At 65.6% G+C, this 20,927-nt stretch carries 21 protein-coding genes and 2 tRNA genes; 9 read left to right on the plus strand and 14 right to left on the minus strand.

The features are described from left to right. Window positions 1–28: 28 nt before the first annotated feature. The 8 genes from rseP to rpsB form a co-directional block, all read right to left on the minus strand. Window positions 29–1,393, minus strand: a complete 1,365-nt coding sequence (rseP, locus tag AvAM_RS17870) for an RIP metalloprotease RseP (protein ID WP_137748320.1) — start codon at window positions 1,391–1,393, stop codon at window positions 29–31. A 26-nt stretch (window positions 1,394–1,419) separates the two neighbouring features. Beyond that, a complete protein-coding gene (ispC, locus tag AvAM_RS17875; RefSeq protein ID WP_137748641.1) occupies window positions 1,420–2,598 on the minus strand; it encodes a 1-deoxy-D-xylulose-5-phosphate reductoisomerase in 1,179 nt (392 codons plus the stop codon). Next, window positions 2,598–3,452, minus strand: coding sequence for a phosphatidate cytidylyltransferase (locus tag AvAM_RS17880; protein WP_137748321.1), 855 nt, complete (start codon window positions 3,450–3,452; stop codon window positions 2,598–2,600). The genes ispC and AvAM_RS17880 overlap by 1 nt, the downstream gene beginning before the upstream one ends. Window positions 3,453–3,479: 27 nt before the next feature. Then, window positions 3,480–4,211 (minus strand): polyprenyl diphosphate synthase, encoded by a 732-nt coding sequence (uppS, locus tag AvAM_RS17885; protein WP_137748322.1) that lies wholly within the window; start codon window positions 4,209–4,211, stop codon window positions 3,480–3,482. A 23-nt stretch (window positions 4,212–4,234) separates the two neighbouring features. Then, window positions 4,235–4,795 (minus strand): ribosome recycling factor, encoded by a 561-nt coding sequence (frr, locus tag AvAM_RS17890; protein WP_137748323.1) that lies wholly within the window; start codon window positions 4,793–4,795, stop codon window positions 4,235–4,237. Between the two features lie 50 nt (window positions 4,796–4,845). Next, complete coding sequence (gene pyrH, locus AvAM_RS17895; RefSeq protein WP_026436856.1) at window positions 4,846–5,568, minus strand: UMP kinase; 723 nt, start codon at window positions 5,566–5,568, stop codon at window positions 4,846–4,848. A gap of 66 nt (window positions 5,569–5,634) precedes the next feature. Continuing rightward, window positions 5,635–6,564 (minus strand): translation elongation factor Ts, encoded by a 930-nt coding sequence (gene tsf, locus AvAM_RS17900; protein ID WP_137748324.1) that lies wholly within the window; start codon window positions 6,562–6,564, stop codon window positions 5,635–5,637. Between the two features lie 104 nt (window positions 6,565–6,668). After that, window positions 6,669–7,421: a 30S ribosomal protein S2 gene (gene rpsB, locus AvAM_RS17905; RefSeq protein WP_063459507.1), complete on the minus strand. Its 753-nt coding sequence runs from the start codon at window positions 7,419–7,421 to the stop codon at window positions 6,669–6,671. 186 nt (window positions 7,422–7,607) lie between these two features. On the opposite strand from rpsB, the gene AvAM_RS17910 reads away from it, so the two are divergent. From AvAM_RS17910 to AvAM_RS17920, 3 genes are all read left to right on the plus strand, one after another. After that, window positions 7,608–8,963, plus strand: coding sequence for an amidase (locus tag AvAM_RS17910; RefSeq protein WP_137748325.1), 1,356 nt, complete (start codon window positions 7,608–7,610; stop codon window positions 8,961–8,963). Window positions 8,964–9,018: 55 nt separating this feature from the next. Beyond that, complete coding sequence (locus tag AvAM_RS17915) at window positions 9,019–10,251, plus strand: FAD-dependent oxidoreductase (RefSeq protein WP_137748326.1); 1,233 nt, start codon at window positions 9,019–9,021, stop codon at window positions 10,249–10,251. Between the two features lie 83 nt (window positions 10,252–10,334). Beyond that, complete coding sequence (locus tag AvAM_RS17920) at window positions 10,335–11,864, plus strand: NAD(P)H-hydrate dehydratase (protein ID WP_137748327.1); 1,530 nt, start codon at window positions 10,335–10,337, stop codon at window positions 11,862–11,864. Window positions 11,865–11,870: 6 nt separating this feature from the next. Here AvAM_RS17920 and AvAM_RS17925 read toward each other — a convergent pair whose 3' ends face one another. After that, window positions 11,871–12,620, minus strand: coding sequence for an AraC family transcriptional regulator (locus tag AvAM_RS17925; RefSeq protein ID WP_137748328.1), 750 nt, complete (start codon window positions 12,618–12,620; stop codon window positions 11,871–11,873). Between the two features lie 104 nt (window positions 12,621–12,724). Between AvAM_RS17925 and AvAM_RS17930 the strand changes: the two genes are divergently transcribed. After that, window positions 12,725–13,720 carry an alpha/beta fold hydrolase gene (locus tag AvAM_RS17930; protein WP_137748329.1) on the plus strand — a complete coding sequence of 332 codons (996 nt, stop codon included), beginning with the start codon at window positions 12,725–12,727 and terminating at the stop codon, window positions 13,718–13,720. Window positions 13,721–13,813: 93 nt separating this feature from the next. On the opposite strand, the gene rnr is transcribed toward AvAM_RS17930, so the two are convergent. Then, window positions 13,814–16,147: a ribonuclease R gene (gene rnr, locus AvAM_RS17935; RefSeq protein WP_137748330.1), complete on the minus strand. Its 2,334-nt coding sequence runs from the start codon at window positions 16,145–16,147 to the stop codon at window positions 13,814–13,816. Window positions 16,148–16,166: 19 nt separating this feature from the next. Between rnr and AvAM_RS17940 the strand changes: the two genes are divergently transcribed. From AvAM_RS17940 to AvAM_RS17955, 5 genes are all read left to right on the plus strand, one after another. Further along, window positions 16,167–16,251, plus strand: a tRNA-Leu gene (locus tag AvAM_RS17940). A 122-nt stretch (window positions 16,252–16,373) separates the two neighbouring features. After that, window positions 16,374–16,517 carry a hypothetical protein gene (locus tag AvAM_RS25725; RefSeq protein WP_171012304.1) on the plus strand — a complete coding sequence of 48 codons (144 nt, stop codon included), beginning with the start codon at window positions 16,374–16,376 and terminating at the stop codon, window positions 16,515–16,517. Window positions 16,518–16,519: 2 nt separating this feature from the next. Continuing rightward, window positions 16,520–16,604 (plus strand) — tRNA-Leu (locus tag AvAM_RS17945). Window positions 16,605–16,973: 369 nt separating this feature from the next. After that, the gene (locus AvAM_RS17950) at window positions 16,974–17,159 is read left to right on the plus strand and encodes a hypothetical protein (protein ID WP_137748331.1); all 186 of its coding nucleotides are present in this window, start codon (window positions 16,974–16,976) and stop codon (window positions 17,157–17,159) included. A gap of 153 nt (window positions 17,160–17,312) precedes the next feature. Beyond that, window positions 17,313–17,690, plus strand: a complete 378-nt coding sequence (locus AvAM_RS17955) for a hypothetical protein (RefSeq protein WP_249368216.1) — start codon at window positions 17,313–17,315, stop codon at window positions 17,688–17,690. A 10-nt stretch (window positions 17,691–17,700) separates the two neighbouring features. Here AvAM_RS17955 and AvAM_RS17960 read toward each other — a convergent pair whose 3' ends face one another. From AvAM_RS17960 to AvAM_RS17975, 4 genes are all read right to left on the minus strand, one after another. Beyond that, window positions 17,701–18,390, minus strand: a complete 690-nt coding sequence (locus AvAM_RS17960) for a hypothetical protein (RefSeq protein WP_137748332.1) — start codon at window positions 18,388–18,390, stop codon at window positions 17,701–17,703. Further along, window positions 18,387–19,415: an MlaD family protein gene (locus tag AvAM_RS17965; protein WP_137748333.1), complete on the minus strand. Its 1,029-nt coding sequence runs from the start codon at window positions 19,413–19,415 to the stop codon at window positions 18,387–18,389. Before AvAM_RS17965 ends, AvAM_RS17960 begins: the two co-directional genes overlap by 4 nt. A gap of 39 nt (window positions 19,416–19,454) precedes the next feature. After that, window positions 19,455–20,255, minus strand: a complete 801-nt coding sequence (locus AvAM_RS17970; protein WP_137748643.1) for an ABC transporter permease — start codon at window positions 20,253–20,255, stop codon at window positions 19,455–19,457. 146 nt (window positions 20,256–20,401) lie between these two features. Continuing rightward, window positions 20,402–20,866 carry a Cd(II)/Pb(II)-responsive transcriptional regulator gene (locus AvAM_RS17975; RefSeq protein ID WP_137748334.1) on the minus strand — a complete coding sequence of 155 codons (465 nt, stop codon included), beginning with the start codon at window positions 20,864–20,866 and terminating at the stop codon, window positions 20,402–20,404. Window positions 20,867–20,927: the final 61 nt, after the last annotated feature.

The following is a 20,927-nucleotide window of genomic DNA, read 5'->3' on the forward strand; positions in this document are numbered from 1 at the left end:
CGATTGCAGAACAATCTGCGGCAAAAGGTTAGCCAAAGAGCCGGGTGATATCGTTGAACAGGGCTATGGACATCATGAGAAGCAGGACCGCAACGCCTCCACGTTGCAGACGCTCCATCCATGCGTCCGACACTCCCCTGCCCGTGACACCCTCCCAAAGATAATACATCAGGTGCCCACCGTCCAAGACAGGCAGCGGCAGCAGGTTCAACACCCCCAGACTCACGCTGATCAGGGCAAGAAACACCAGGTACTGGGTCAGTCCCATGCTGGCCGAACGTCCTGCGTAATCGGCAATCGTCAAGGGGCCGCTCAGATTCTTGAGAGATGCCTCTCCGATGACCATGCGCCCCATCATGCGCAAGGTCAGCACCGACACATCCCAGGTCTTGACCGCCCCAGCCCAGGCGCCTTCGAACAGACCGTATTCCACAGTCACAAACTCGGGGGGCGTGCCCACAAAGGCACCAATGCGCCCCACCGTGGCGCCCTGCTCCTGCTTGGCTTCGGGCAGCACATCCAGTGTGAGCAGCTGCCCCGCACGGTCAATGCGCCAGGCCTGCGACAGGGGCTCGTTGCCGCGCAAGGACTGGCGGATCAACTCGCGCAGTTGCTGCCCGTCCACCACATCGGCCGCCCCCAGCTTGAGCACCACATCGCCCTGGCGCAGGCCAGCGCGGGCTGCAGCGCCATCGGGCATGACCTCACCCAGTACCGGGCGTGTCCACGGGCCCAGAATCCCGATCTTGCGGAACAGCTGGGCATCGGCCTCGCGGCTGTCGATGCCCGACATGTCCAGCAGGATCTCCCGGTGTGCAGCGCCTGCTTGCGGCTTCACATCCACGCGCACGTTCTGCCCTTCGAGCGCACCACGCGTTAGCAGCCAGCGCAGGTCCTCGAACGAACGGACGGGCTCCATCTCCTCCGCACCCAGCGCCGCACGCTCCACCAGCTCGCCCCCCAGCAGGCCCGCCTTGTGCGCGACCGATCCGGCCACCGGGCTGGCCAGCAGGGCGCGAGGCTCCTCCACGCCATTCCAGTTCACGATGGAGTACAGCAGCACGGCGAGCAGCAGGTTGGCCACAGGTCCCGCCGCCACGATGGCGGCACGGGAGCGCAAAGGCTGGGTGTTGAAGGCCAGGTGGCGCTCTTCGGCGGGCACCGGCGCCTCACGCTCGTCCAGCATGCGCACATAGCCGCCCAGCGGGAATGCACCCACCACAAACTCTGTGGGAGACCCCTTGGGTTGCCAGCGCAGCAGGGGCTGGCCAAAGCCCACCGAGAAACGCAACACCTTCACACCGCACGCCACGGCCACCCGGTAGTGCCCGTACTCATGCACCGCAATCAGAAGACCGAGGGCCACGATGAAAGCAACAATGGTCAGCAGCATGGCGAAGATTCCGTAGGTCGGGGTGCTCAGGCCGCCAGTCGGCCTGCAGCATGCTCAGCGGCGCTGCGGGCCTGGGCGTCCAGATCCAGCAGGGCTTCGAGCGAATCCGGCTTGGAGGGCATCACGGCCTCCAAAGTTGCAAGGTTGACAGCATGGATATGGTCAAACCGCAAACGCCCGGACAAAAAGGCTCCCACGGCCACCTCATTCGCGGCATTCAGCACGGCGGTCGTGCCCTCGGCCGCCTTCAGCGCCTGCCAGGACAGGTGCAGGCCGGGGAAGCGGATGGGATCCGCCTCCTCGAATGCCAGCGCGCTCAATGTCGAAAAGTCCAGCTTGCTGGCGCCGCTGGCAATGCGTTCGGGCCAGGCCAGGCCACAGGCGATAGGCACACGCATGTCCGGCGTGCCCAACTGGGCAAGGATGGATGCATCCCTGAACTGCACCATGGAGTGGATGATCTGCTGCGGGTGGATCACCACCTTGATCTGGTCCGGATGCAGGTCGAACAACCAGCGCGCCTCGATCACCTCCAGCGCCTTGTTCATCATGGTGGCCGAATCGACCGATATCTTGCGGCCCATCGAGAAGTTGGGGTGGGCACAGGCCTGGGCCGGAGTAATTTCTGCCAGGGTCGCAGGATCGCGCTGGCGGAATGGGCCCCCGGATGCCGTGAGCAGGATGCTGTCCACCCGGTCGGGCCAGGTGGAAGCGTCTTCAGGCAGGCACTGGAAGATCGCGGAATGCTCGCTGTCAATGGGCAACAGCGTGGCGCCCCCCTGGTGCACCGTCTGCATGAACAAGCCGCCCCCCACCACCAGCGCCTCTTTGTTGGCCAGCAAAAGCCGCTTGCCCGCCCGGGCAGCGGCCAAGCACGGTGCCAGGCCCGCAGCCCCCACGATGGCGGCCATCACGGCATCGACATCGGGATGCGATGCTATATTTTCAATAGCATCATTCTCAATCAGGACAAGCGTAGGCAGGTTATTTTCTTTGATTTTTTCAGCCAACTGATGCGCATGGGGCGTGCTGGCCATCACCGCATAGTGGGGCCGGAACTGCGCGCACTGGGCCAGCAGCAAATCCACCTGGGTGGCCGCGCTCAGGGCAAACACCTCGAAACGATCCGGGTGGCGGGCCACCACATCGAGGGTGCTGGTGCCGATGGAGCCGGTGGAGCCGAGAACGGTGATTTTTTGTTTCATCATGGGGTCGTGAGGCGCGTGAGCATCATGGCCAGGGGCAAGGTGGGCAGCAGGGCGTCCACGCGGTCGAGCACGCCGCCGTGCCCGGGCAGCAATCCGCTGCTGTCCTTGACCCCTGCGCTGCGCTTGATGAGCGACTCCACAAGGTCGCCGGACACGCTCATGGCGACCATGAACAGCGCCGCGACCACCAGCAGCCACCAGCCCTGCTGCGCCATGCGGCTGTAGAAGCTGGGCACGGCCGCTTGCCAGTGGGCATCGGCCGCCACCCAGACAAACGCCATCACGACCACGCCTGCCAGCCCGCCCCACACGCCTTCCCAGCTCTTGCCCGGACTGATGGAAGGGGCCAGCTTGCCCTTGGTAAAGCGCAGACCAAAAGCACGGCCCGCAAAGTAGGCAAAGATGTCTGCCACCCATACCAGCAGCAGCACCGACAGCAAAAAGTTAATGCCCACATTGCGCGCCTGCACCACAGCCAGCCACGCCAGCCACAAGGCCAGCACCCCGGCGACCAGGCGCACCATTGCCGGAATACGGGGCCAGCCCGGCACCCCGGCCTGAAGCAGCCAGGCAGCAGCCAGCACCCAGAGCCCGCCGCCCACCACCCACAGCGCCGTCAGCGGGCGATCCACCCAGCCCAGCGCCCAGGAGCCTGCACACAATGCCGTGCAGACAGCCCCCACAGCCACGGCACCCGCCTGGCCCAGGCCGCTCAGGCGGCCCCACTCCCACGCGCCTGCGGCCATGAGCACAAGCACTACCAGGGTGAACGGCACGGTGGAGGGGTAAAAAAGCGCTGGCAGCAGGATGGCCAGCAGAACCAGGGCGGTGATGACACGCTGTTTGAGCATGGGGCCTTTCAGAACTTGCTGGGGTTCTCAGCCCGGCATCGGATCAGGGTGCGCGGACAGGATTTGTTCGGAGGTTTTGCCAAAGCGGCGCTCGCGGCTGCTGAAGGCGGCAATCGCCTCATCCAGTGCCGACTCATCAAAATCCGGCCACAGCCGGTCGCTGAAGACAAATTCTGCATATGCAGACTGCCACAGCAAAAAGTTGCTGATCCGCATTTCGCCACCAGTGCGGATCACCAGGTCCGGGTCGGGCACATGGGACATGCCCATCGCGCCATGCAGACTGGCTTCGGTGATGGCTTCGCCGCGCGCGGCAAGCGACGCTGCCGCCTGGGCAATGTCCCAGCGGCCGCCGTAGTTGAAACACACGTTGAGCACCAGGCGCGTGTTGTCCGCCGTGGCCGCCTCTGCATGGGCCAGGCCGTCACGCACCTTCTGAGAAAGGCCGGCGCGCTCGCCCACGAAATACAGACGGACGCCGTCTTTCTTGAGCTGCGGCACTTCGCGCCCCAGCGCCAACGCCAGCAGCTCCATGAGGCCGGACACCTCGTCCGCAGGGCGGTTCCAGTTTTCGGAAGAGAACGCAAAGACGGTCAGCACCGCCACGCCACGCTCGGCGCAGGCGCGCACACAGCGGCGCAGCGAATCCACCCCTTGCTTATGGCCTGCCAGGCGCGGCAGGAAGCGGCGCTTGGCCCAACGGCCATTGCCATCCATGACGATGGCGATGTGGTGTGGCACCACCGGAGTTACAGACATGGGAACGATCAAGCCCTGGGGGCTTAAACCGCCATGATTTCCTGCTCTTTGCCTGCCACCAGCGCATCGATCTCGGCGATGTGCTTGTCGGTGAACTTTTGCACGTCGGTTTCGGCGCGCTTCTGGTCGTCTTCGGAAGCGAGCTTGTCCTTGACCAGCTTCTTGACGGATTCGTTGGCATCACGGCGCAGGTTGCGCACGGCGATCTTGGCGCTTTCGCCCTCGTTGCGAGCGAGCTTGGTCATTTCCTTGCGGCGCTCTTCGCTCATGGGGGGCATGGGCACGCGGATCAGGTCGCCCATGGAAGCCGGGTTCAGGCCCAGATCGCTTTCGCGGATGGCCTTTTCGATCTTGGCGCCCATGCCCTTTTCCCAGGGTTGCACGCTGATGGTGCGCGAATCGATGAGGGCCACGTTGGCCACCTGGCTCAGAGGCACGAGGGAGCCGTAGTACTCGACCTGCACCGTGTCGAGCAGCGCGGGGTTGGCGCGGCCGGTGCGGATCTTCTGCAGGTTGTTCTTGAAGGCCGTGATGGACTGGTCCATCTTGGTCTCTGTGGTTTTCTTGATGTCGGCAATCGTCATGTTTTCTCCTCGGGACCGGCCTGCATCCGGTGCAGGCCCATCCATCGTCGTCAAGCGTAAACCAGCGTACCTTCGTCTTCCCCCATCACCACGCGCTTCAGGGCGCCGTGCTTGATGATGGAGAACACCTTCACCGGCAGCTTCTGATCGCGGCACAAGGCAAACGCGGTCGCATCCATGATGCCCAGATTGCGGGACATGGCCTCGTCAAAACTCAGCTTGGTGTAGCGCGTGGCTGTGGGGTCCTTCTGGGGGTCGGCAGTATAAACGCCGTCCACCTTGGTGGCCTTGAGCACCAGCTCGGCCCCGATCTCTGCACCGCGCAACGCTGCGGCGGTGTCAGTGGTGAAGAAAGGATTGCCCGTGCCAGCGGCAAACACAACGACCTTGCCCTCTTCGAGGTACTGCAAGGCCTTGGGGCGCACATAGGGCTCAACCACCTGCTCGATGGCGATGGCGGACATCACGCGGGCCACGAGGCCCTGCTTGTCCATGGCATCGGCCAGGGCCAGCGCGTTCATCACGGTGGCCAGCATGCCCATGTAGTCGGCGGTGGCGCGGTCCATACCGACCGAGCCGCCCGCGACACCACGGAAAATATTGCCCCCACCGATTACCACCGCCACCTGCACACCCAGGCGGGTGACTTCGGCAATCTCTTCCACCATGCGGACGATGGTGGCACGGTTGATGCCAAAGGCGTCATCCCCCATCAGCGCCTCACCAGACAGCTTGAGCAGGATGCGCTTGTGGGCTGGTGCAGCGTGGGACATGGGTGATTTCTCCAAAGGCAGGTACGGCGGTAAAAAATGTGGGTGACGTGGCTGCAGTGCAGCCGATCAGGCTGCAGCGGCCTTGGCAGCAGCCACTTGGGCAGCCACTTCGGCAGCGAAGTCGTCAGCCTTCTTCTCAATGCCTTCGCCCACAACGTACAAGGTGAAACCCTTCACGTTGGTGTTGGCAGCCTTGAGCATCTGGGCCACGGTTTGCTTGCCGTCGGCAGCCTTCACGAAGACCTGGTCGGCCAGCGAGACTTCCTTCAGGTACTTCTGCACGGCGCCGTCGATGCGCTTGGCCGTGATTTCGGCGCTTTGTGCAGGCTTGCCAGCAGCGACGAGTTCCTTGTTGGCTTCGTCAGCCTTGCCTTCTGCCACCGAGCGCTCTTTGGCGATCAGGTCGGCAGGCACGTCGGCGCTGGTCAGGGCCACGGGCTTCATGGCGGCCACGTGCATGGCGACATCCTTGGCAGCGGCTGCATCACCGTCGAACTCGACGACCACACCGATGCGCGAACCGTGCAGGTAGGCAGCCAGGTTGGAACCGCTGAAGCGCTTGAAGCGGCGGAACGACATGTTCTCGCCGATCTTGCCGATCAGGCCCTTGCGCACGTCTTCCAGCGTGGGGCCGAAGCTGTCTTGCTCGTAGGCCAGGGCACCCAGGGCTTCGATATCGACAGGATTATGCTCGGCCACCAGCTTGGCAGCGGCGCTGGCCATGGCGATGAAGCTGTCGTTCTTGGAGACGAAATCGGTTTCGCTGTTCACTTCGATCAAGGCACCCACGTTGCCGTTGATGAAGCTGGCGACCACGCCTTCAGCCGTCACGCGCGAGGCGGCCTTGCCAGCCTTGGTGCCCAGCTTGACGCGCAGCAGTTCTTCCGCCTTGGCCATGTCGCCGTCGGCTTCCGTCAGCGCCTTCTTGCATTCCATCATGGGGGCATCGGTCTTGCCACGCAGTTCAGCGACCATGCTTGCGGTAATTGCAGCCATCTTTATTCCTTCAGTGTTCAGTTCAATCGATTGGATTCAGCCTAAAAAAAAGGGGGCTCACCAGGGGCCCCGCTTTTCTTCGCGACGTATCGCGCAGCCGGGTATCAGGCGGCGGCTTCTTGCACTTCCACGAACTCGTCCGAGCTTTCGGACGCAGCGGCCTTGACCACTTCGTTCACGGCGTTGGCGCGGCCTTCGATGATCGCGTCAGCGATGCCACGGGCGTACAGCGTCACGGCCTTGGCCGAGTCGTCGTTGCCGGGGATCACGTAGTCGATGCCTTCGGGCGAGTGGTTGGTATCCACCACACCGATCAGCGGAATGCCCAGCTTCTTGGCTTCAGCCACGGCGATCTTGTGGAAGCCCACGTCGATGATGAAGATGGCGTCGGGCAGAGCAGCCATGTCCTGGATGCCGCCGATGTCCTTTTCGAGCTTCTCGATTTCGCGGGAGAACGTCAGTTGCTCCTTCTTGCTCAGGCTGTCCAGACCAGCTTCTTGCTGGGCCTTCATGTCCTTCAGGCGCTTGATCGAGGTCTTCACGGTCTTGAAGTTCGTCAGCATGCCGCCCAGCCAGCGCTGGTCCACGAAGGGCACGCCAGCGCGCAGGGCTTCGGTGGACAGGATTTCACGGGCTTGGCGCTTCGTGCCGACCATCAGGATCGTGCCGCGGTTGGCTGCCAGTTGCTTGGCGAACTTTTGGGCTTCCTGGAACAGTGGCAGCGACTTTTCCAGGTTGATGATGTGAATCTTGTTGCGATGGCCGAAGATGTAGGGGGCCATCTTGGGGTTCCAGAAGCGGGTTTGGTGACCGAAGTGGACACCGGCTTCCAGCATTTCGCGCATGGTAACGGACATAAAAATACTCCAAAGGTTAGGTCTAAAATCAGCCCCAATATTTGCGATGCCGTGATCCTCACGAACACCGCAACACCTTGACAGGGCTGCTTTGCGATTGATCTTGCCGCAGCGGCCACGCCGGTTGTGCAAACCTTGCACTACTGCGCTACTGCTCCCAGCAAAACCCAAAGATTCTAGCACACCATGCTTCCTGATCTGATCGCCACCCGCGAGCAACTGCGGGACGGCGCCACCACCGCGCCCGCCGAACTGGAGCGCTGCATCTCCGCCGTCCAGGCCCCCGCCAACACCCACAGCTTTGTCCGGACCCTGTTCGACACAGCGCGCACCACAGTGGTGCAATCCGATGCGGGCCGTTTGCCCCTGGCGGGGCTGGCGGTGTCGGTCAAAGACCTGTTCGACATTGCGGGTCAGGCCACGCCCGCAGGTTCCACCGTGCTGACCGACGCACCCGCCGCTGCCCAGGACTGCCCTGCGGTCGCGCGCTTGCGGGCCGCCGGGGCCAGCCTGATTGGCCGCACGAACATGGTGGAGTTCGCCTTTTCGGGCGTGGGCGTGAACCCGCACCACGGCACACCCGCAGCCTGGGATGCCCGGTTTGGCGCCCTGCCAGGTGCACCGCGCGTGCCCGGCGGCTCATCCTCCGGCGCCGGGGTGTCGGTGGCCACCGGCGCGGCGTTCATCGGGCTGGGGTCGGACACCGGTGGCTCCATCCGCATTCCTGCGGCGCTCAACGGCATTGTGGGTTTCAAGAACACGGCCCGGCTGGTGCCCACTGCCGGCGCCGTCCCGCTGTCCACCACCCTGGACACCGCCTGCGCCATGACGCGTACCGTGCGCGACGCCATCGTGGCGCACGAGGTACTGGCCGCTCGGCGCGTGACGCGCAGCCTGGCGCCGCTGTCGCAATACCGGCTGGCCGTGCCATCCACCCTCTTCCTCGACGGACTGGACACCACCGTAGCCCGCGCCTTTGAGCGCAGCGTGGAGGCCTTGCGCCAGGCAGGCGCCCACATCGACACCATCGCCCTGCCCGCCGTGCTGGAGCAACCCGCCTACGGCTTTGCCGCCCCCGAGGCCTACGCCTGGCACCGTGAGCTGCTGCAACGCACAGGCGACCGCTACGACCCTCGGGTGCGCATGCGCATTGAAAAAGGCGCCACGCTGATGGCCTGGGAATACATCGACCTGCTGCAGGCACGCCAGCAATGGATTGCGCGCATGCTCGCCGACATGGAGCCCTACGACGCCTTGTTGTCCCCCACCGTGCCCATCGTGGCACCATTTGTGGCCGATGTCGCGCCCGCAGACGGTGCGGACAAGGCGCGGGACGCCGTCCGTGACGCAGAATTCTTCCGCGTGAACAACCTGCTGCTGCGCAACACCAGCGTGGTCAATCTGCTGGACGGCTGTGCGCTGTCGCTGCCCTGCCATGTGCAGGGGGAACTCCCGGTGGGCCTGATGGTCTGGCACGGGGCCTTGCGCGATGACGCGGTGCTCAACATCAGCCTGCAGATCGAACAAACACTGCAAAAATAATAGCTACTTGCGCTTTACCAACGCGCGCAAGAGGCCAAAAAAACATCCAAATTTCATGAAGATTGCCATCGTGGGCGCCGGCATTGTCGGCGTCACCACTGCGTATGAACTGGCCCGTGACGGCCACGAGGTCACCGTGTATGACCAGCGCAGCGCCGCCGCCGAAGAGGCCAGCTTTGCCACGGCGGGCCTGCTGGCGCCCCTGCTGCTCAGCCCCTGGGCGCTGCCGGGCTTTGGGCAGACGCTGCGCCTGCTCGGCACCCAAGCCACCCTGCGCCTGGCCGGGGGCATCAACCAGAGCAACCTGGCCTGGCTGTGGCGCTGGCGCGCTGCGGGCCAAACCCACAGCGCACCGGCCGCAGCCCTGGAGCGGCTGGCGCAATACAGCCAGGCGCGAGTGCAGGCCATCGCCAGCCAGCACGACCTGGACTACGAAGCCAGCGAAGGCCGGCTGGTGCTGCTGCGCACCGAACAAGAGCGCGCCGCCCTGCAGCCCGCGCTGCAGGTGCTGAGGGACCTGGGCATGGCGGCGCACGAGATCGATGCCGACGCAGCCCGCAAGATCGAGCCCGGCCTGTCCCCCGAGGCGCCGCTGGCGGGCGCCATCCACCTGCCCGGCGCCAGTGCGGGAAACTGCCGCCTTTTTGCGCAGCTGCTGCGCCAGGGCACCCAGGGTGCGGGCGTGCACTTTGCGTTCAACACCCGCATCGACCGCATCCACAGCAGCCCCCTGGGCGTGCAAGTCCAGGGCGAGCCAGAGCCCCGCCGCTGCGATGCCGTGGTGCTGTGCGCGGGCATGGCGTCGGCTGCACTGCTGCCCGCACTGGGGCTGCGCCTGCCAATGACGGCGGTGCATGGCTACTCGGTCAGCGCGCCGCTGCGCGAAGCCACCCATGCACCGCGCGCCAGCGTGGTGGACATGGGCCAGCAGATCTCCATCACCCGCCTGGGCCAGCGCGTGCGCATTGCGGGCGGTGCCGAGCTGGCAGGCGCCAGCGCGGAGCACCATGCGCCCACGCTGCAGCGCCTGTACCGCACGCTGAACGACTGGTTCCCCGGTGGCGCCCAGCTGTCATCCAACCTGCAGATCTGGCGCGGCGCCCGCACCATGCTGCCCGATGGGGCCCCGGTGCTGGGCGCCAGCGGCGTGCCAGGCCTGTGGCTCAACACCGGCCACGGCGCAGGCGGCTGGGCCCTGGCCTGCGGCAGTGCGCGGGCGCTGGCCGACCTGATTGCGCAGCGCACACCCGAGGTGCCACTGGACGGACTGGGCATGCGCCGGTTCTAACCCGCCACACGCTTTCGCGGACACGGACGGCGACGCACAATGGCAGGCGCACGGCATGGCGCCGTGCAGCACCTGCCACCACCATGCACCGCATCACTGCCCACCAGCCCCACCCGCTGTTTCACACCGCCGCCACCCGCCGCATCGAGCAGGCAGCGGCCACCACCCTGCCTCCGCACACGCTGATGCAGCGCGCGGGCCTGGCCGTGGCACAACTGGCCCAGGCCCTGGCGCCCCACGCGCGCACGGTGTGGATCGCCTGCGGCCCAGGCAACAACGGCGGCGACGGGCTGGAGGCCGCCATGCACCTGCGGCGCCAAGGCCGCAATGTGGTGGTGACCTGGCTGGGTCACCCCGACAAAGCCCCACCGGACGCCAAGGCATCGTGGCAGCGCGCCCAGGCTGCGGGCGTGGCATGGGCCGACGCGCCCCCCGCCGACCTGGGCCCGCAAGACCTGTGCATTGACGCACTGCTGGGCATTGGCGCTTCCTCGTCGCCCCAGAGCCCCATCCGTGTGCCCGATGCACGGCTGGTGGCCTGCCTGCACGCCCTGCAGCACAGCCCGGCACCCGTGCTGGCGGTGGACCTGCCCAGCGGGCTGGATGCCGACACAGGCCAGTTCGCGGCAGGTTTTGCGCCCCCGGCCGCGCCGCACCACCATCCCCACATGCCAAGCCCTGCGCGCCACACGCTGAGCCTGCTGACCCTCAAGCCCGGCCTGTTTACCGCCGCCGGGCGCGATGCCGCAGGCCAGGTGTGGTGGAACGACCTGGGCACCGACCCCGGGCATGAGGCGCCCACGGCCTGGCTCTGTGGCCCACCGCTGCCCGCCCACCGCACCCACGCCAGCCACAAGGGCAGCTATGGCGACGTGGCCGTGGTGGGTGGCGAGGGCCTGGCAGCACGCGGCATGGGCATGGCAGGGGCTGCGCTGCTGGCTGCGTCGGCCGCCCTGCACGGCGGTGCGGGGCGGGTGCTGGTGGCCCTGCTCGACAACGGCCAGCAGCAGCTCGACCTGCAGCAGCCCGAGCTGATGTTCCGCCGGTTTGACGCCCTCGCACTCGAACAGCTCACCGTGGTCTGCGGCTGTGGCGGCGGCCAGGCCATCGCTCGCGTGCTGCCCGATGTCATCACCCGCGCAGCCCGCCTGGTGCTGGATGCCGATGCACTCAACACCATCGCCACCCAGGCCGCATTGCACGCGCTGGTGGTGGCGCGCGGCCAGCATGGGCAGCCCACGGTCATCACCCCCCACCCTCTGGAAGCCGCGCGCCTGCTGGGCCTCACCACCGCCGAAGTCCAGGCCGACCGGCTGGGCGCTGCCCAGCAGTTGGCAGCCCAGTTCAACTGCGTGGCCGTACTCAAGGGCTCGGGCACGGTGGTGGCGGCGCCCGACCGTGTGCCCGCCATCAACCCCACAGGCAACGCACGGCTGGCCACGGCGGGCACCGGCGATGTGCTGGCGGGCATGGTGGGCGCGCACCTGGCCGCTGGTGCCAGCGCATTGCGTGCAGCGAGCGAAGCGGTGTACCAGCACGGACAAGCTGCCGATGCGTGGCCAGCAGGCCAGGCCCTGACCGCCAGTGCGCTCGCTCGGCGTGTGGGCGCGTGATGCGCCTTATGCAATCAGCGTGACCTGCTTGAGCGGCTTGAGCACACTCGACGGCGTCATGCCAAAGGTCTGGCGAAACATGCGGCTGAAATGCGCCGAGTCCGCAAAGTCGCCGTGCAGCGCCGCATCCGTCAGGCGCGGGCTGACCGCCAACCCGGCCATGGCCAGCCGCACCTGCGACCACACGCGGTAGCTGCGCAGGCTCACGCCCATTTCGGCGCGGAACAAATGGTTGAAGCGCGAGGCCGACAGCTGCACCTCGGACGCCAGCCCCGCCCGCGCCAGGCGCCCCTGCTCCAGCTGCGGGCGGCGCAGGGCGTGCAGACTGCGGGCCACGCGCAGGTCCAACGGGGGCGCCGCCTGCAGCAGGTGGCGCTGAAGCAGGGTCGGTAGATCAAAGGCGCGCAGATGGCCCTCCATGGCCGCACGCGCCCCCACCGGCGCCGCCACATCCAGCAACACGCCACCCTGCTGCAGGAACACACTGCGCAGGCTGCGCGCCTCCGGCGAGTCGGGCTCCAGGTACACCAGCGCCACCACTTCACCGCAGGGGTCGAACAGATGCTCCACCCCGGCATCCACCAGCGCGCTGTGGCAGGTCTCCATCAGCCCTTCGCCCCAGTGCAGCGCAAACCGGCCCGAGAGCCCCATCAGCAGCACGGGCGACGCGTGGCAATGCCAGCCCGTGGCCGGGATTTCGCCCACGTACAGCGCGCGGTCAATGCCCAGCGTCAGGGTGTTCGTGCGCTGCGGCATAGCCCAAACCTACAAGTCTTGCGGCACGGTTCTCGGTAGCCTTGCCCGGCCCCGGCGCGCCCTCGCAGCGCCCCGCATCCCATCGTTCTTTTGGAGACTGATTCTTGAAACGCATTGCCTTCTATTCTGTTGCCGCCGCTGTGGCCCTGGGCTGCGTAGGCCTCTACTGCGGCGCTCCTTCGCTGCTGAAGGAGCCCCTGCTCCACCTCAACCGCAGCCTCTCGGGCATGGAAGAAAAAACCACCACCGCCGCGCTGCACACCATCCACTACCTGGACAGCGGTGCGCCATCCCAACCGGCGCCCGGTAACCCAGGCGCCACGCCCCTGGTGCTGCTGCACGGCATATTTGCGGAGAAGGACCATTGGGTGGATTTTGCGCGCCCCCTCACCGGCCAGTACCGGGTGATTGCCCCAGACTTCCCCGGCTTTGGCGAGAGCACCCGGCTGGAAGACCAGCCCTATGACTACGCCGCCCACACCCAGCGCCTGGGCACGCTGCTGGACGTGCTGGGCATTGAGAAGGCCCACCTCGCGGGCAACTCCATGGGCGGCACCATTGCCGCGCTGTTTGCACTGCAACACCCCGAGCGCGTGGCCAGCGTGGCTTTCATCGGCGCGCCCCATGGCATCCGCTCACCACAGCCCAGCACGATGGACCGCCTTATCGATGCCGGGCAGCGCCCGCTGGTGGCCCACGACGCCGCAGCCTTCGGCGCGATGATGGATCTTGTATTTGAGAAGCGTCCGTTCCTGCCGTATCCCATCCTGCACGCCACGGAGCAGGCAGCACTGCGCAATGCCCAATCCAACGCCCGCCTGTGGGATGCGCAGTTGAAAGACCGCTACCTGCTGGAGCAACGACTGGGCGGCCTGCAAAAGCCCCCCGTGCTCGTGTTGTGGGGCGACAAAGACCGCGTGTTTGACCGTTCGGGCCTACAGCCTTTGCAGAAGCTATTGCCCCAGGCGCAGCTGGAAGCCCTGCCCGGCATCGGCCATCTGCTCATGATGGAAGCGCCCGCCGACACGGCGCAGCGGTATGCGCGTTTTCTGGAGGGCCTTGCCCCGTCCAGCGCGCTGGCACCCCCGAAAATTCAATAAAAATAGCCGCCACCGCCCGTCCATCAAGCGGTAGCAGCTATCAATTAGTGAGCATCCTGATTCAGCAATCAGCGCCCGGGGGTTCGCAGCCGATCAGCCCCGGCGTGGTTTGCGCGCCTTGCCCTTGCTGGACTTGCCCGCCACCGCCTTCTTGACCGACGCCTTCAGCGACTGGATGGGCGAACGCGCCGCGCGCTCGCGGGTCAGGCCCGCCTTTTCCGTGGCCGACATCGCAGCACCCTTGTCTGCCTTGCGGCCACCCGCACGGCCACCAGCCTTGCGCGCACCGCCACCCGACCCGTCAGCGCCCACACCCTTGTCCTTGAGCGCACGGCCCAGCAGCTCTTCGCCTTCGCGCACCAGGCGGAAGTCGATCTTGCGGCCATCCAGGTCCACACGGCTCACCTGCACACGCACGCGGGCACCGATGGCGTAGCGGATGCCGGTGCGCTCGCCACGCAGCTCCTGGCGTGCCTCGTCGAACTTGAAGTATTCGCCGCCCAGCTCGGTGATGTGCACCAGGCCTTCGACGTACATCGCATCCAGCGTAACGAAGATGCCGAAGCTCGTCGCGGCGCTCACCACACCGCTGTATTCCTCGCCCAGGTGCTCGCGCATGTACTTGCACTTGAGCCAGGCTTCCACATCGCGGCTCGCCTCGTCGGCGCGGCGCTCGTTGGCGCTGCAGTGCAGGCCTGCGGCCTCCCAGGCCTGCGTATCGCGGCTGGGCGGCTTCACATCCTTGCGCGGTTTGGTGCCAGGTGCGGCCACACGCGCAGCCAGGCGCTTGGCCAGCTTGGCATGGGCCTCGCCCGGGGTGGGCAGCGCGGGCAGCTTGTACTGCGTCTTGTTCAGGATGGCCTTGATGACCCGGTGCACCAGCAGGTCGGGGTAGCGACGAATGGGGCTGGTGAAGTGGGTGTAGGCATCAAAGGCCAGCCCGAAGTGGCCGCTGTTGATGGGCGTGTAGATGGCCTGCTGCATGGAGCGCAGCAGCATGGTGTGGATCTGCTGCGCGTCGGGCCGCTCTTTGGTCGCTTCGGCAATCGCCTGGAAGTCACCCGGCTTGGGGTCGTCGCCAATCGTCATGCCCACGGCCATGGCCTTGAGGTAGTTACGCAGGATCTCCTGCTTCTCGGGCGTGGGGCCTTCGTGCACGCGGAACAGGCCGGGTTGGCCGCCCTGGGCAATGAAGTCGGCGCTGCACACGTTGGCGGCCAGCATGGCCTCTTCGATGAGCTTGTGGGCGTCGTTGCGGGTGCGGGGCACGATCTTCTCGATGCGGCCGTTCTCGTCGCAGACGATCTGCGTCTCGGTTGTCTCGAAGTCCACCGCGCCGCGTGCCTGCCGTGCAATCAGCAGCGCACGGTACACGTCGTGCAGGTTGAGCAGGTCCTTCACGCGGTCCTTGCGCTTGCTGGCCTCGGGGCCGCGCGTATTGGCCAGGATCGCCGCCACCTCGGTGTAGGTGAAGCGTGCGTGGCTGTGCATCACGGCCGGGTAGAACTGGTACGCGTGCACTTCACCCTTGGCCGTGACCAGCATGTCGCAGACCATGCACAGGCGCTCGACATCGGGGTTGAGCGAGCACAGGCCGTTGCTGAGCTTCTCGGGCAGCATGGGGATCACGCGGCGCGGGAAATAAACGCTGGTAGCGCGGTCATAGGCGTCGATGTCGATGGCGCTGCCGGTCTCCACATAGTGGCTCACGTCGGCAATCGCCACCAGCAGGCGCCAGCCCTTGCTGCGGCCGACCTTGGCGGGCTCACAGTACACGGCATCGTCGAAGTCGCGCGCATCTTCGCCGTCAATGGTGACCAGGGGCACGTCGGTCAGGTCCACGCGGCGCTTCTTGTCCTGGGCGCGCACCTTGTCGGGCAGCTCCTTGGCCTGGGCCAGGCAATCGGCCGAGAACTCGTGGGGCACGCCGTACTTGCGCACCGCGATCTCGATCTCCATGCCGGGGTCGTCCACTTCACCGAGCACCTCGGTGATGCGGCCCACGGGCTGGCCGAACAGTGCGGGCGGCTCGGTCAATTCGACAACGACCACCTGGCCCGGCTTGGCCGCGCCGGTGGCGCCCTTGGGGATCAATACGTCCTGGCCATAGCGCTTGTCTTCCGGCGCCACGAGCCACACACCGCTTTCCTGCAGCAGTCGGCCAATGATGGGTTGCGGCGGGCGTTCGATGATCTCAACCACGCGGCCCTCGGGACGGCCACGGCGGTCCTGGCGCACGATGCGCACGCGCACGCGGTCCTTGTGCAGCACGGCGCGCATTTCGTTGGGGGGAATAAAGATGTCGCCTTCGCCATCGTCGCGGATGACAAAACCGTGTCCATCACGGTGCCCCTGCACGCTGCCTTCGATCTCCTGAGACAAATGCGCAACGGGTTGCGCGCCGGGGGTGGTTTTTTTGTTATACAATCTGAGTCTTTCCTGAAATGCCCAGGTGGCGGAATTGGTAGACGCACTAGTTTCAGGTACTAGCGAGTAACATCGTGGAGGTTCGAGTCCTCTCCTGGGCACCAAGTTTAACGAGAACCGGCGACGGTTTTCGAAATATCAAAGCCGCTGTACACACAGCGGCTTTTTTATTTTCCAAGCGTCCCTGCGTTGGCAAGCAGAACGCGAGTCGCTGGCGGACCATGCCATGACAACCCATCGCAGCCTTTTGCATCTTGGACAACCAACCACTTTGCCGCAGGCACAAAAACGCTCTGCACACAATTTTCAAAAAAATGAGCAACTCGGCCAGAGCCCTCAAAAAACGCTCTATAATTCAAAGCTGATCTGAAAGCCCAGGTGGCGGAATTGGTAGACGCACTAGTTTCAGGTACTAGCGAGTAACATCGTGGAGGTTCGAGTCCTCTCCTGGGCACCAAATACGAAGCCTGCAAGTTGCAAAACTTGCAGGCTTTTTCTTTGCCCGTCGCGCCGCAGAAGGCACGGATGAGCCTCGGCATCGGCTAGCTCAACTCGCAAGGCACCGATCACGCAGGATCGCCGGCTCTTGAGCCATCCCGGTGACAGCCACATTGCCTGCTCCGCCCCACGGTCTCCGCCAGTCATGTCGGTTTCGCAAAGATGGCAACCAGCCGTAACAGGCTCCCTATGGACACCCAATATCGCCCTTGTCTTACAGACGGAACTGCGGCACCTTGCTGAAATCCTACGGAGTAGCCATTGAGGCTGCCTGGGCGGTCATTGCGACGCCCACCCTTTTTTGTCTCTTGATGACGAGGATCTCATCATGAAACGCCATTTCCTCCCTCCTGGAGCACGCGCTGTAGCAGCTTTTCTGGGCACCGTGGTGCTGGCATTGTTGGCGGCTGTGACCGTGCTGATGCCGGACGTGGCCGTGCAGTCGGTGGATTCGATGCTGCACCTGCCTGCCGGGCTGGACGAGATTTTGTCCAGCGGCTTTGTGAGCCACTGAGCCCGCCGAGGGCTTGATTAGCCTGGGTATCGCGCCCGACGCGCGGGCGCGTGGGTCAAAACAGCAACACCGTAGCAAAAACCATAGCATCAGAGTACCATTCGGCGCTGCACACCTTGATTTTTGGGTGGCATTCAGGAATGGAGGACGATCGTGACCCCACGTTTTCGAATCCCTGCAGACATTCTTCGCTCACTCTTCACTCCCCATGCTTGGGCAGCCCTGGCGCTGCTAGGGGGGCTGCTGGGTTGCTCCAGCCCCCGCGATGGCGCCCTGGAAGAGTTCTCGCGATGGCATGACAACGCGCATGCCCAGGCCCAGGCGGGCGCGCTCAGCTGGAGCGAGTTGTACAAACAAAGCTTTGACCGGCTCACGGCCCTGCCACCATCGCTGCAACAAGACACGCGGCTGGAAAACACGGTGCTGCTGCTGTCCATGGCGCGCAAGTTTGAAGCCAATGAGATCAGCGCCCAGCAATTTGCCGCAGAGCGCACTGACATCGAAAGCCAGCTCCAGGCGCGCCTGCGCTGAGGCGCACCGCTTACTTCACCGGGGCCGCGCCCTGCTCCACAATGCCCACGCGGCGGCGCAGTGCGGCCGCGGCTTCAGCATCCCCTGCTGCCTCGGCCCGCTGCGCCTGCAGTAGCAACCAGGCCAGCAGTGGCCTGCGCCAGCCTTGGGCGGATGCCGTGTCTGTTGCGGCGGCCATCACAGCGGGGCTGGCGCGCCCAGCCTGAAACAACACCCCGGCAGCCACCAGGCGCGAGAGCGGATCTTCGATGGCCGCCAGCGTGGCGGCGTCACCCGACGCAGCAACCTTGCGCTGTGCCTCGGGCAGCAAAGGCAGCTGTTGTGGCGACACCCGGCCTGCCAGGTAGTCGGCATACGCCCGCTCGGGCGCAGCGGCATCCGGGCGCAGCGCCTCAAACCGTTCACAGGGGCCCACCTCCAGGCTGGCCACCTGCGCTGCACAGCGCATCAGTTCCAGCCGTGCCAGCAGATCAGCACGACCGGTGCGGGCCACTTCGGCGCGGGCCCGCTCCCATTCCAGTTGCTCGACACGCGCCTTGCCAGACAGATAGGCCTCGGTAGCCTTGGTGGCGGCCGCCTGGGCATTCATCTGCCAATCAGGCACAGGGGGCTTGCTGGAGCAGGCCGCCAGCAGCAAGGCGCAACCCATGGCGGCGAGCCGCTCTGGCGCCCACAGACGAGGAAAGGCATATCGCTTCATGGCAGTTTCAGCTCCGTGTCGCGTGCAAAAGGCCATTTGCGGTTGATCTCGTTGACCAGGCTCTCCACCTTGCGCAGGTTGCTCTCCACCTCAGCGCGCAGGGCCCCTAGGTCGTTGGTGGCCTCGCGGGCGTTAGCGCCAACGGCCTGGGCTTCGACCAGCACGGCGTCCACCTTCTTGACGCTGGCACGGGTGTCGGCCAGCAGGCCGTTGAGCTGCGCCACGGTAGCGCGCACTTCGGGCACCAGCGCATCCTTGTTGCCCTCACTGCCCAGCACCTGCCGGTCGGCCCGCGCGGCCATGCCGTCCAGACGTGCCAGCAGCGTGTTGGTGCGCTCCAGCGTGGTGATGATTCTCTTAGCATCAGCCTCGTTGCCCATCAACACGCCCAGCGCGCCCCCGGGGCCATTGAGGCGGTCGGTGAGGGTTTTCACATTGGCCAGGCTGTTGCCCAGTGCAGCATCCGGGGCGGTCAGGGCATTGAGGTTGGTGAGCAGCTCGCGCGCCGTGGCCATGAGCTGCGGGATCTCTGCCGTGGCATCGCCACGCAGCACGGGGCGCACAGCGCCATCGGGCAGCGGGTCGTCGGTGAGGATGCCGGAATACGCCCGGATGTTGGTGCCGCCCACCAGCCCCCGCACCAGCGTGAACACGCTGGACGCACGCAGCCAGTGCGCGTCCTTGCGTGGCACATCGACCAGGATGCGGGCATTGCCACTGTCGGCCAGTTCGATGCGGCGCACCCGGCCGATGGGAAAGCCCGAGAAGGTCATGTCCATCCCCACCACCACGCCTTCCGAATCATCGGCCGTGAGGATCAGCGTCTGCGTGGGCTCGAACGCGCCACGTGCGTACAGCAGGTACAGGCCCGAGCCCACGATGAGCGCCAGCGTGAACAGCAGCAGCGCGGCAGCCTTCAGCTCCAGGTGGGCCACCGGGCGCAGGGTTTCGACCGGGGGGCCATCGGCCCCAGCGGGGGATACAGGCGGCGTGCCATGCGGTGGTTTGGGAGGGGTGTCGTTCATGTCGTTGGGGTGCACAGGTGGGGCGACCGGCGCGGGCCGTCAGTAGTAGTTGCCCATGAGTGAGGCCACTTCGATCAGCAGCAGCACCGCAAACATGCGGGCGAGGCCACCCAGTTCCGAGTCGGGCTGGGTGCGCTCACCGCCGTCGTACAGGCCTGCGGCCATGGGAATCAGCGCCACGGCCAGGCTGAAGAACAGGGTCTTGAGCACAAACACCATGGTCACACTGGGCGAGAACACCTGGCCAAACATGCGCGTGTAGCCGGCCAGCCCGGCCATGTTGAAACCATACACGCCCAGGTAGGCCAGCACCAGCGCCACCACGCAGGAAAGTGCGGCCAGGGTCACGCAGGCAAACACGCCCGCAATCACACGCGGCAGCAGCTCGATGCGCACGGGATCGGAGCCCTGGCTGCGCAGCGCGTCAAAGCGGCCTGTTTGCCGAAGGCGCGCCAGTTGCGAGCCGTTGGGGATGGTGCAGCGCATGGCCACAAACAGGGCCGCAGTGAGCGGGATCAGCTCCAGCACCAGCACACGGATCACCATCTCCAGCGCATAGCGCGACAGCCCATAGCTCAGCGCCGTGACCACCACGATGCGCGTGAGCACCAGACTGATGAGCGCCGCCAGCACCGTGAAGCCCAGCAGCACGGGCGCCGTGTCCAGATACAGATGGCGGGCCAGGGCCCGGCGCGTGCCCTTGCCGTAGCTGGACGGCGACAACACCAGCACCAGCACCACCGCCCCCAGGTACAGGATGCGCCACCAGGCCACCGCCCAGCGCCGCGCCGTGTTCCACACACGTTCGGGCAGGGAGAGGCCGGGCAGGCGCGAGATCATGGCCGGATCATAGCGGCGGCCTGCAGGCAGGCGCATGGCACGACTGCAGGTACAGGGATACAAGCTTTTTGGGGCTCTCCCGCCTGATGGATATGCCTTTAAAGCTATCAAAAATATAGCAATTCATACCCACAGGAAACATGCCCTCACACATGGCGCTTGCCCAGGCCTGCCGGGGTGGGCAGGGCCGCCTGCTGCGCATCAGCGCGCTCGTGCAGGGCTTCGATGATGTGGCAGGTGGCGTCCGAGCCATCGCAGCGGCTGCGCAGCGCGAGCAGATCGGATTCCAGCGCCTGCAGCTCGGCCAGGCGGGTGCGCACATGCTGCAGGTGGGCATCCAGCGTGTCGCGCGCGGCGTCGCAGTCGGCCTTGCGGCCCCAGTCCAGCGCCAGCAGGGTGCGCACCTCGTCCAGCGACATGTCCATGGCCCGGCACAGGCGGATAAAGCGCAGCTGGTGCACGTCGGCGCCGCTGTACAGGCGGTAGCTGTTGCCCTCGCGCGCACCGGGCGGCAGCAGGCCCTCTTTTTCGTAGTAGCGGATGTTGGCGGCCGACACCCCGGACTGCTGGGCGGCCTCGCCGATGCGGAACTGCGCGGCATGTTGACTCATGGGCTTGACCTTCAAGTGACTTCAAGGTTTCCAATCATGCCATCGACCTCGAAAACTGCCA

This window comes from Acidovorax sp. NB1, assembly GCF_005405905.1.
Taxonomy (GTDB): Bacteria; Pseudomonadota; Gammaproteobacteria; order Burkholderiales; family Burkholderiaceae_C; genus Acidovorax.

Excerpts from the sequence above, each read along its gene's own strand:
- rseP (WP_137748320.1), bottom strand. The coding sequence starts at position 1,393 with ATGCTGCTGACCATTGTTGCTTTCATCGTGGCCCTCGGTCTTCTGATT.
- ispC (WP_137748641.1), bottom strand. The coding sequence starts at position 2,598 with ATGAAACAAAAAATCACCGTTCTCGGCTCCACCGGCTCCATCGGCACC.
- AvAM_RS17880 (WP_137748321.1), bottom strand. The coding sequence starts at position 3,452 with ATGCTCAAACAGCGTGTCATCACCGCCCTGGTTCTGCTGGCCATCCTG.
- uppS (WP_137748322.1), bottom strand. The coding sequence starts at position 4,211 with ATGTCTGTAACTCCGGTGGTGCCACACCACATCGCCATCGTCATGGAT.
- frr (WP_137748323.1), bottom strand. The coding sequence starts at position 4,795 with ATGACGATTGCCGACATCAAGAAAACCACAGAGACCAAGATGGACCAG.
- pyrH (WP_026436856.1), bottom strand. The coding sequence starts at position 5,568 with ATGTCCCACGCTGCACCAGCCCACAAGCGCATCCTGCTCAAGCTGTCT.
- tsf (WP_137748324.1), bottom strand. The coding sequence starts at position 6,564 with ATGGCTGCAATTACCGCAAGCATGGTCGCTGAACTGCGTGGCAAGACC.
- rpsB (WP_063459507.1), bottom strand. The coding sequence starts at position 7,421 with ATGTCCGTTACCATGCGCGAAATGCTGGAAGCCGGTGTCCACTTCGGT.
- AvAM_RS17910 (WP_137748325.1), top strand. The coding sequence starts at position 7,608 with ATGCTTCCTGATCTGATCGCCACCCGCGAGCAACTGCGGGACGGCGCC.
- AvAM_RS17915 (WP_137748326.1), top strand. The coding sequence starts at position 9,019 with ATGAAGATTGCCATCGTGGGCGCCGGCATTGTCGGCGTCACCACTGCG.
- AvAM_RS17920 (WP_137748327.1), top strand. The coding sequence starts at position 10,335 with ATGCACCGCATCACTGCCCACCAGCCCCACCCGCTGTTTCACACCGCC.
- AvAM_RS17925 (WP_137748328.1), bottom strand. The coding sequence starts at position 12,620 with ATGCCGCAGCGCACGAACACCCTGACGCTGGGCATTGACCGCGCGCTG.
- AvAM_RS25725 (WP_171012304.1), top strand. The coding sequence starts at position 16,374 with ATGACAACCCATCGCAGCCTTTTGCATCTTGGACAACCAACCACTTTG.
- AvAM_RS17950 (WP_137748331.1), top strand. The coding sequence starts at position 16,974 with ATGAAACGCCATTTCCTCCCTCCTGGAGCACGCGCTGTAGCAGCTTTT.
- AvAM_RS17960 (WP_137748332.1), bottom strand. The coding sequence starts at position 18,390 with ATGAAGCGATATGCCTTTCCTCGTCTGTGGGCGCCAGAGCGGCTCGCC.
- AvAM_RS17965 (WP_137748333.1), bottom strand. The coding sequence starts at position 19,415 with ATGAACGACACCCCTCCCAAACCACCGCATGGCACGCCGCCTGTATCC.
- AvAM_RS17970 (WP_137748643.1), bottom strand. The coding sequence starts at position 20,255 with ATGATCTCGCGCCTGCCCGGCCTCTCCCTGCCCGAACGTGTGTGGAAC.
- AvAM_RS17975 (WP_137748334.1), bottom strand. The coding sequence starts at position 20,866 with ATGAGTCAACATGCCGCGCAGTTCCGCATCGGCGAGGCCGCCCAGCAG.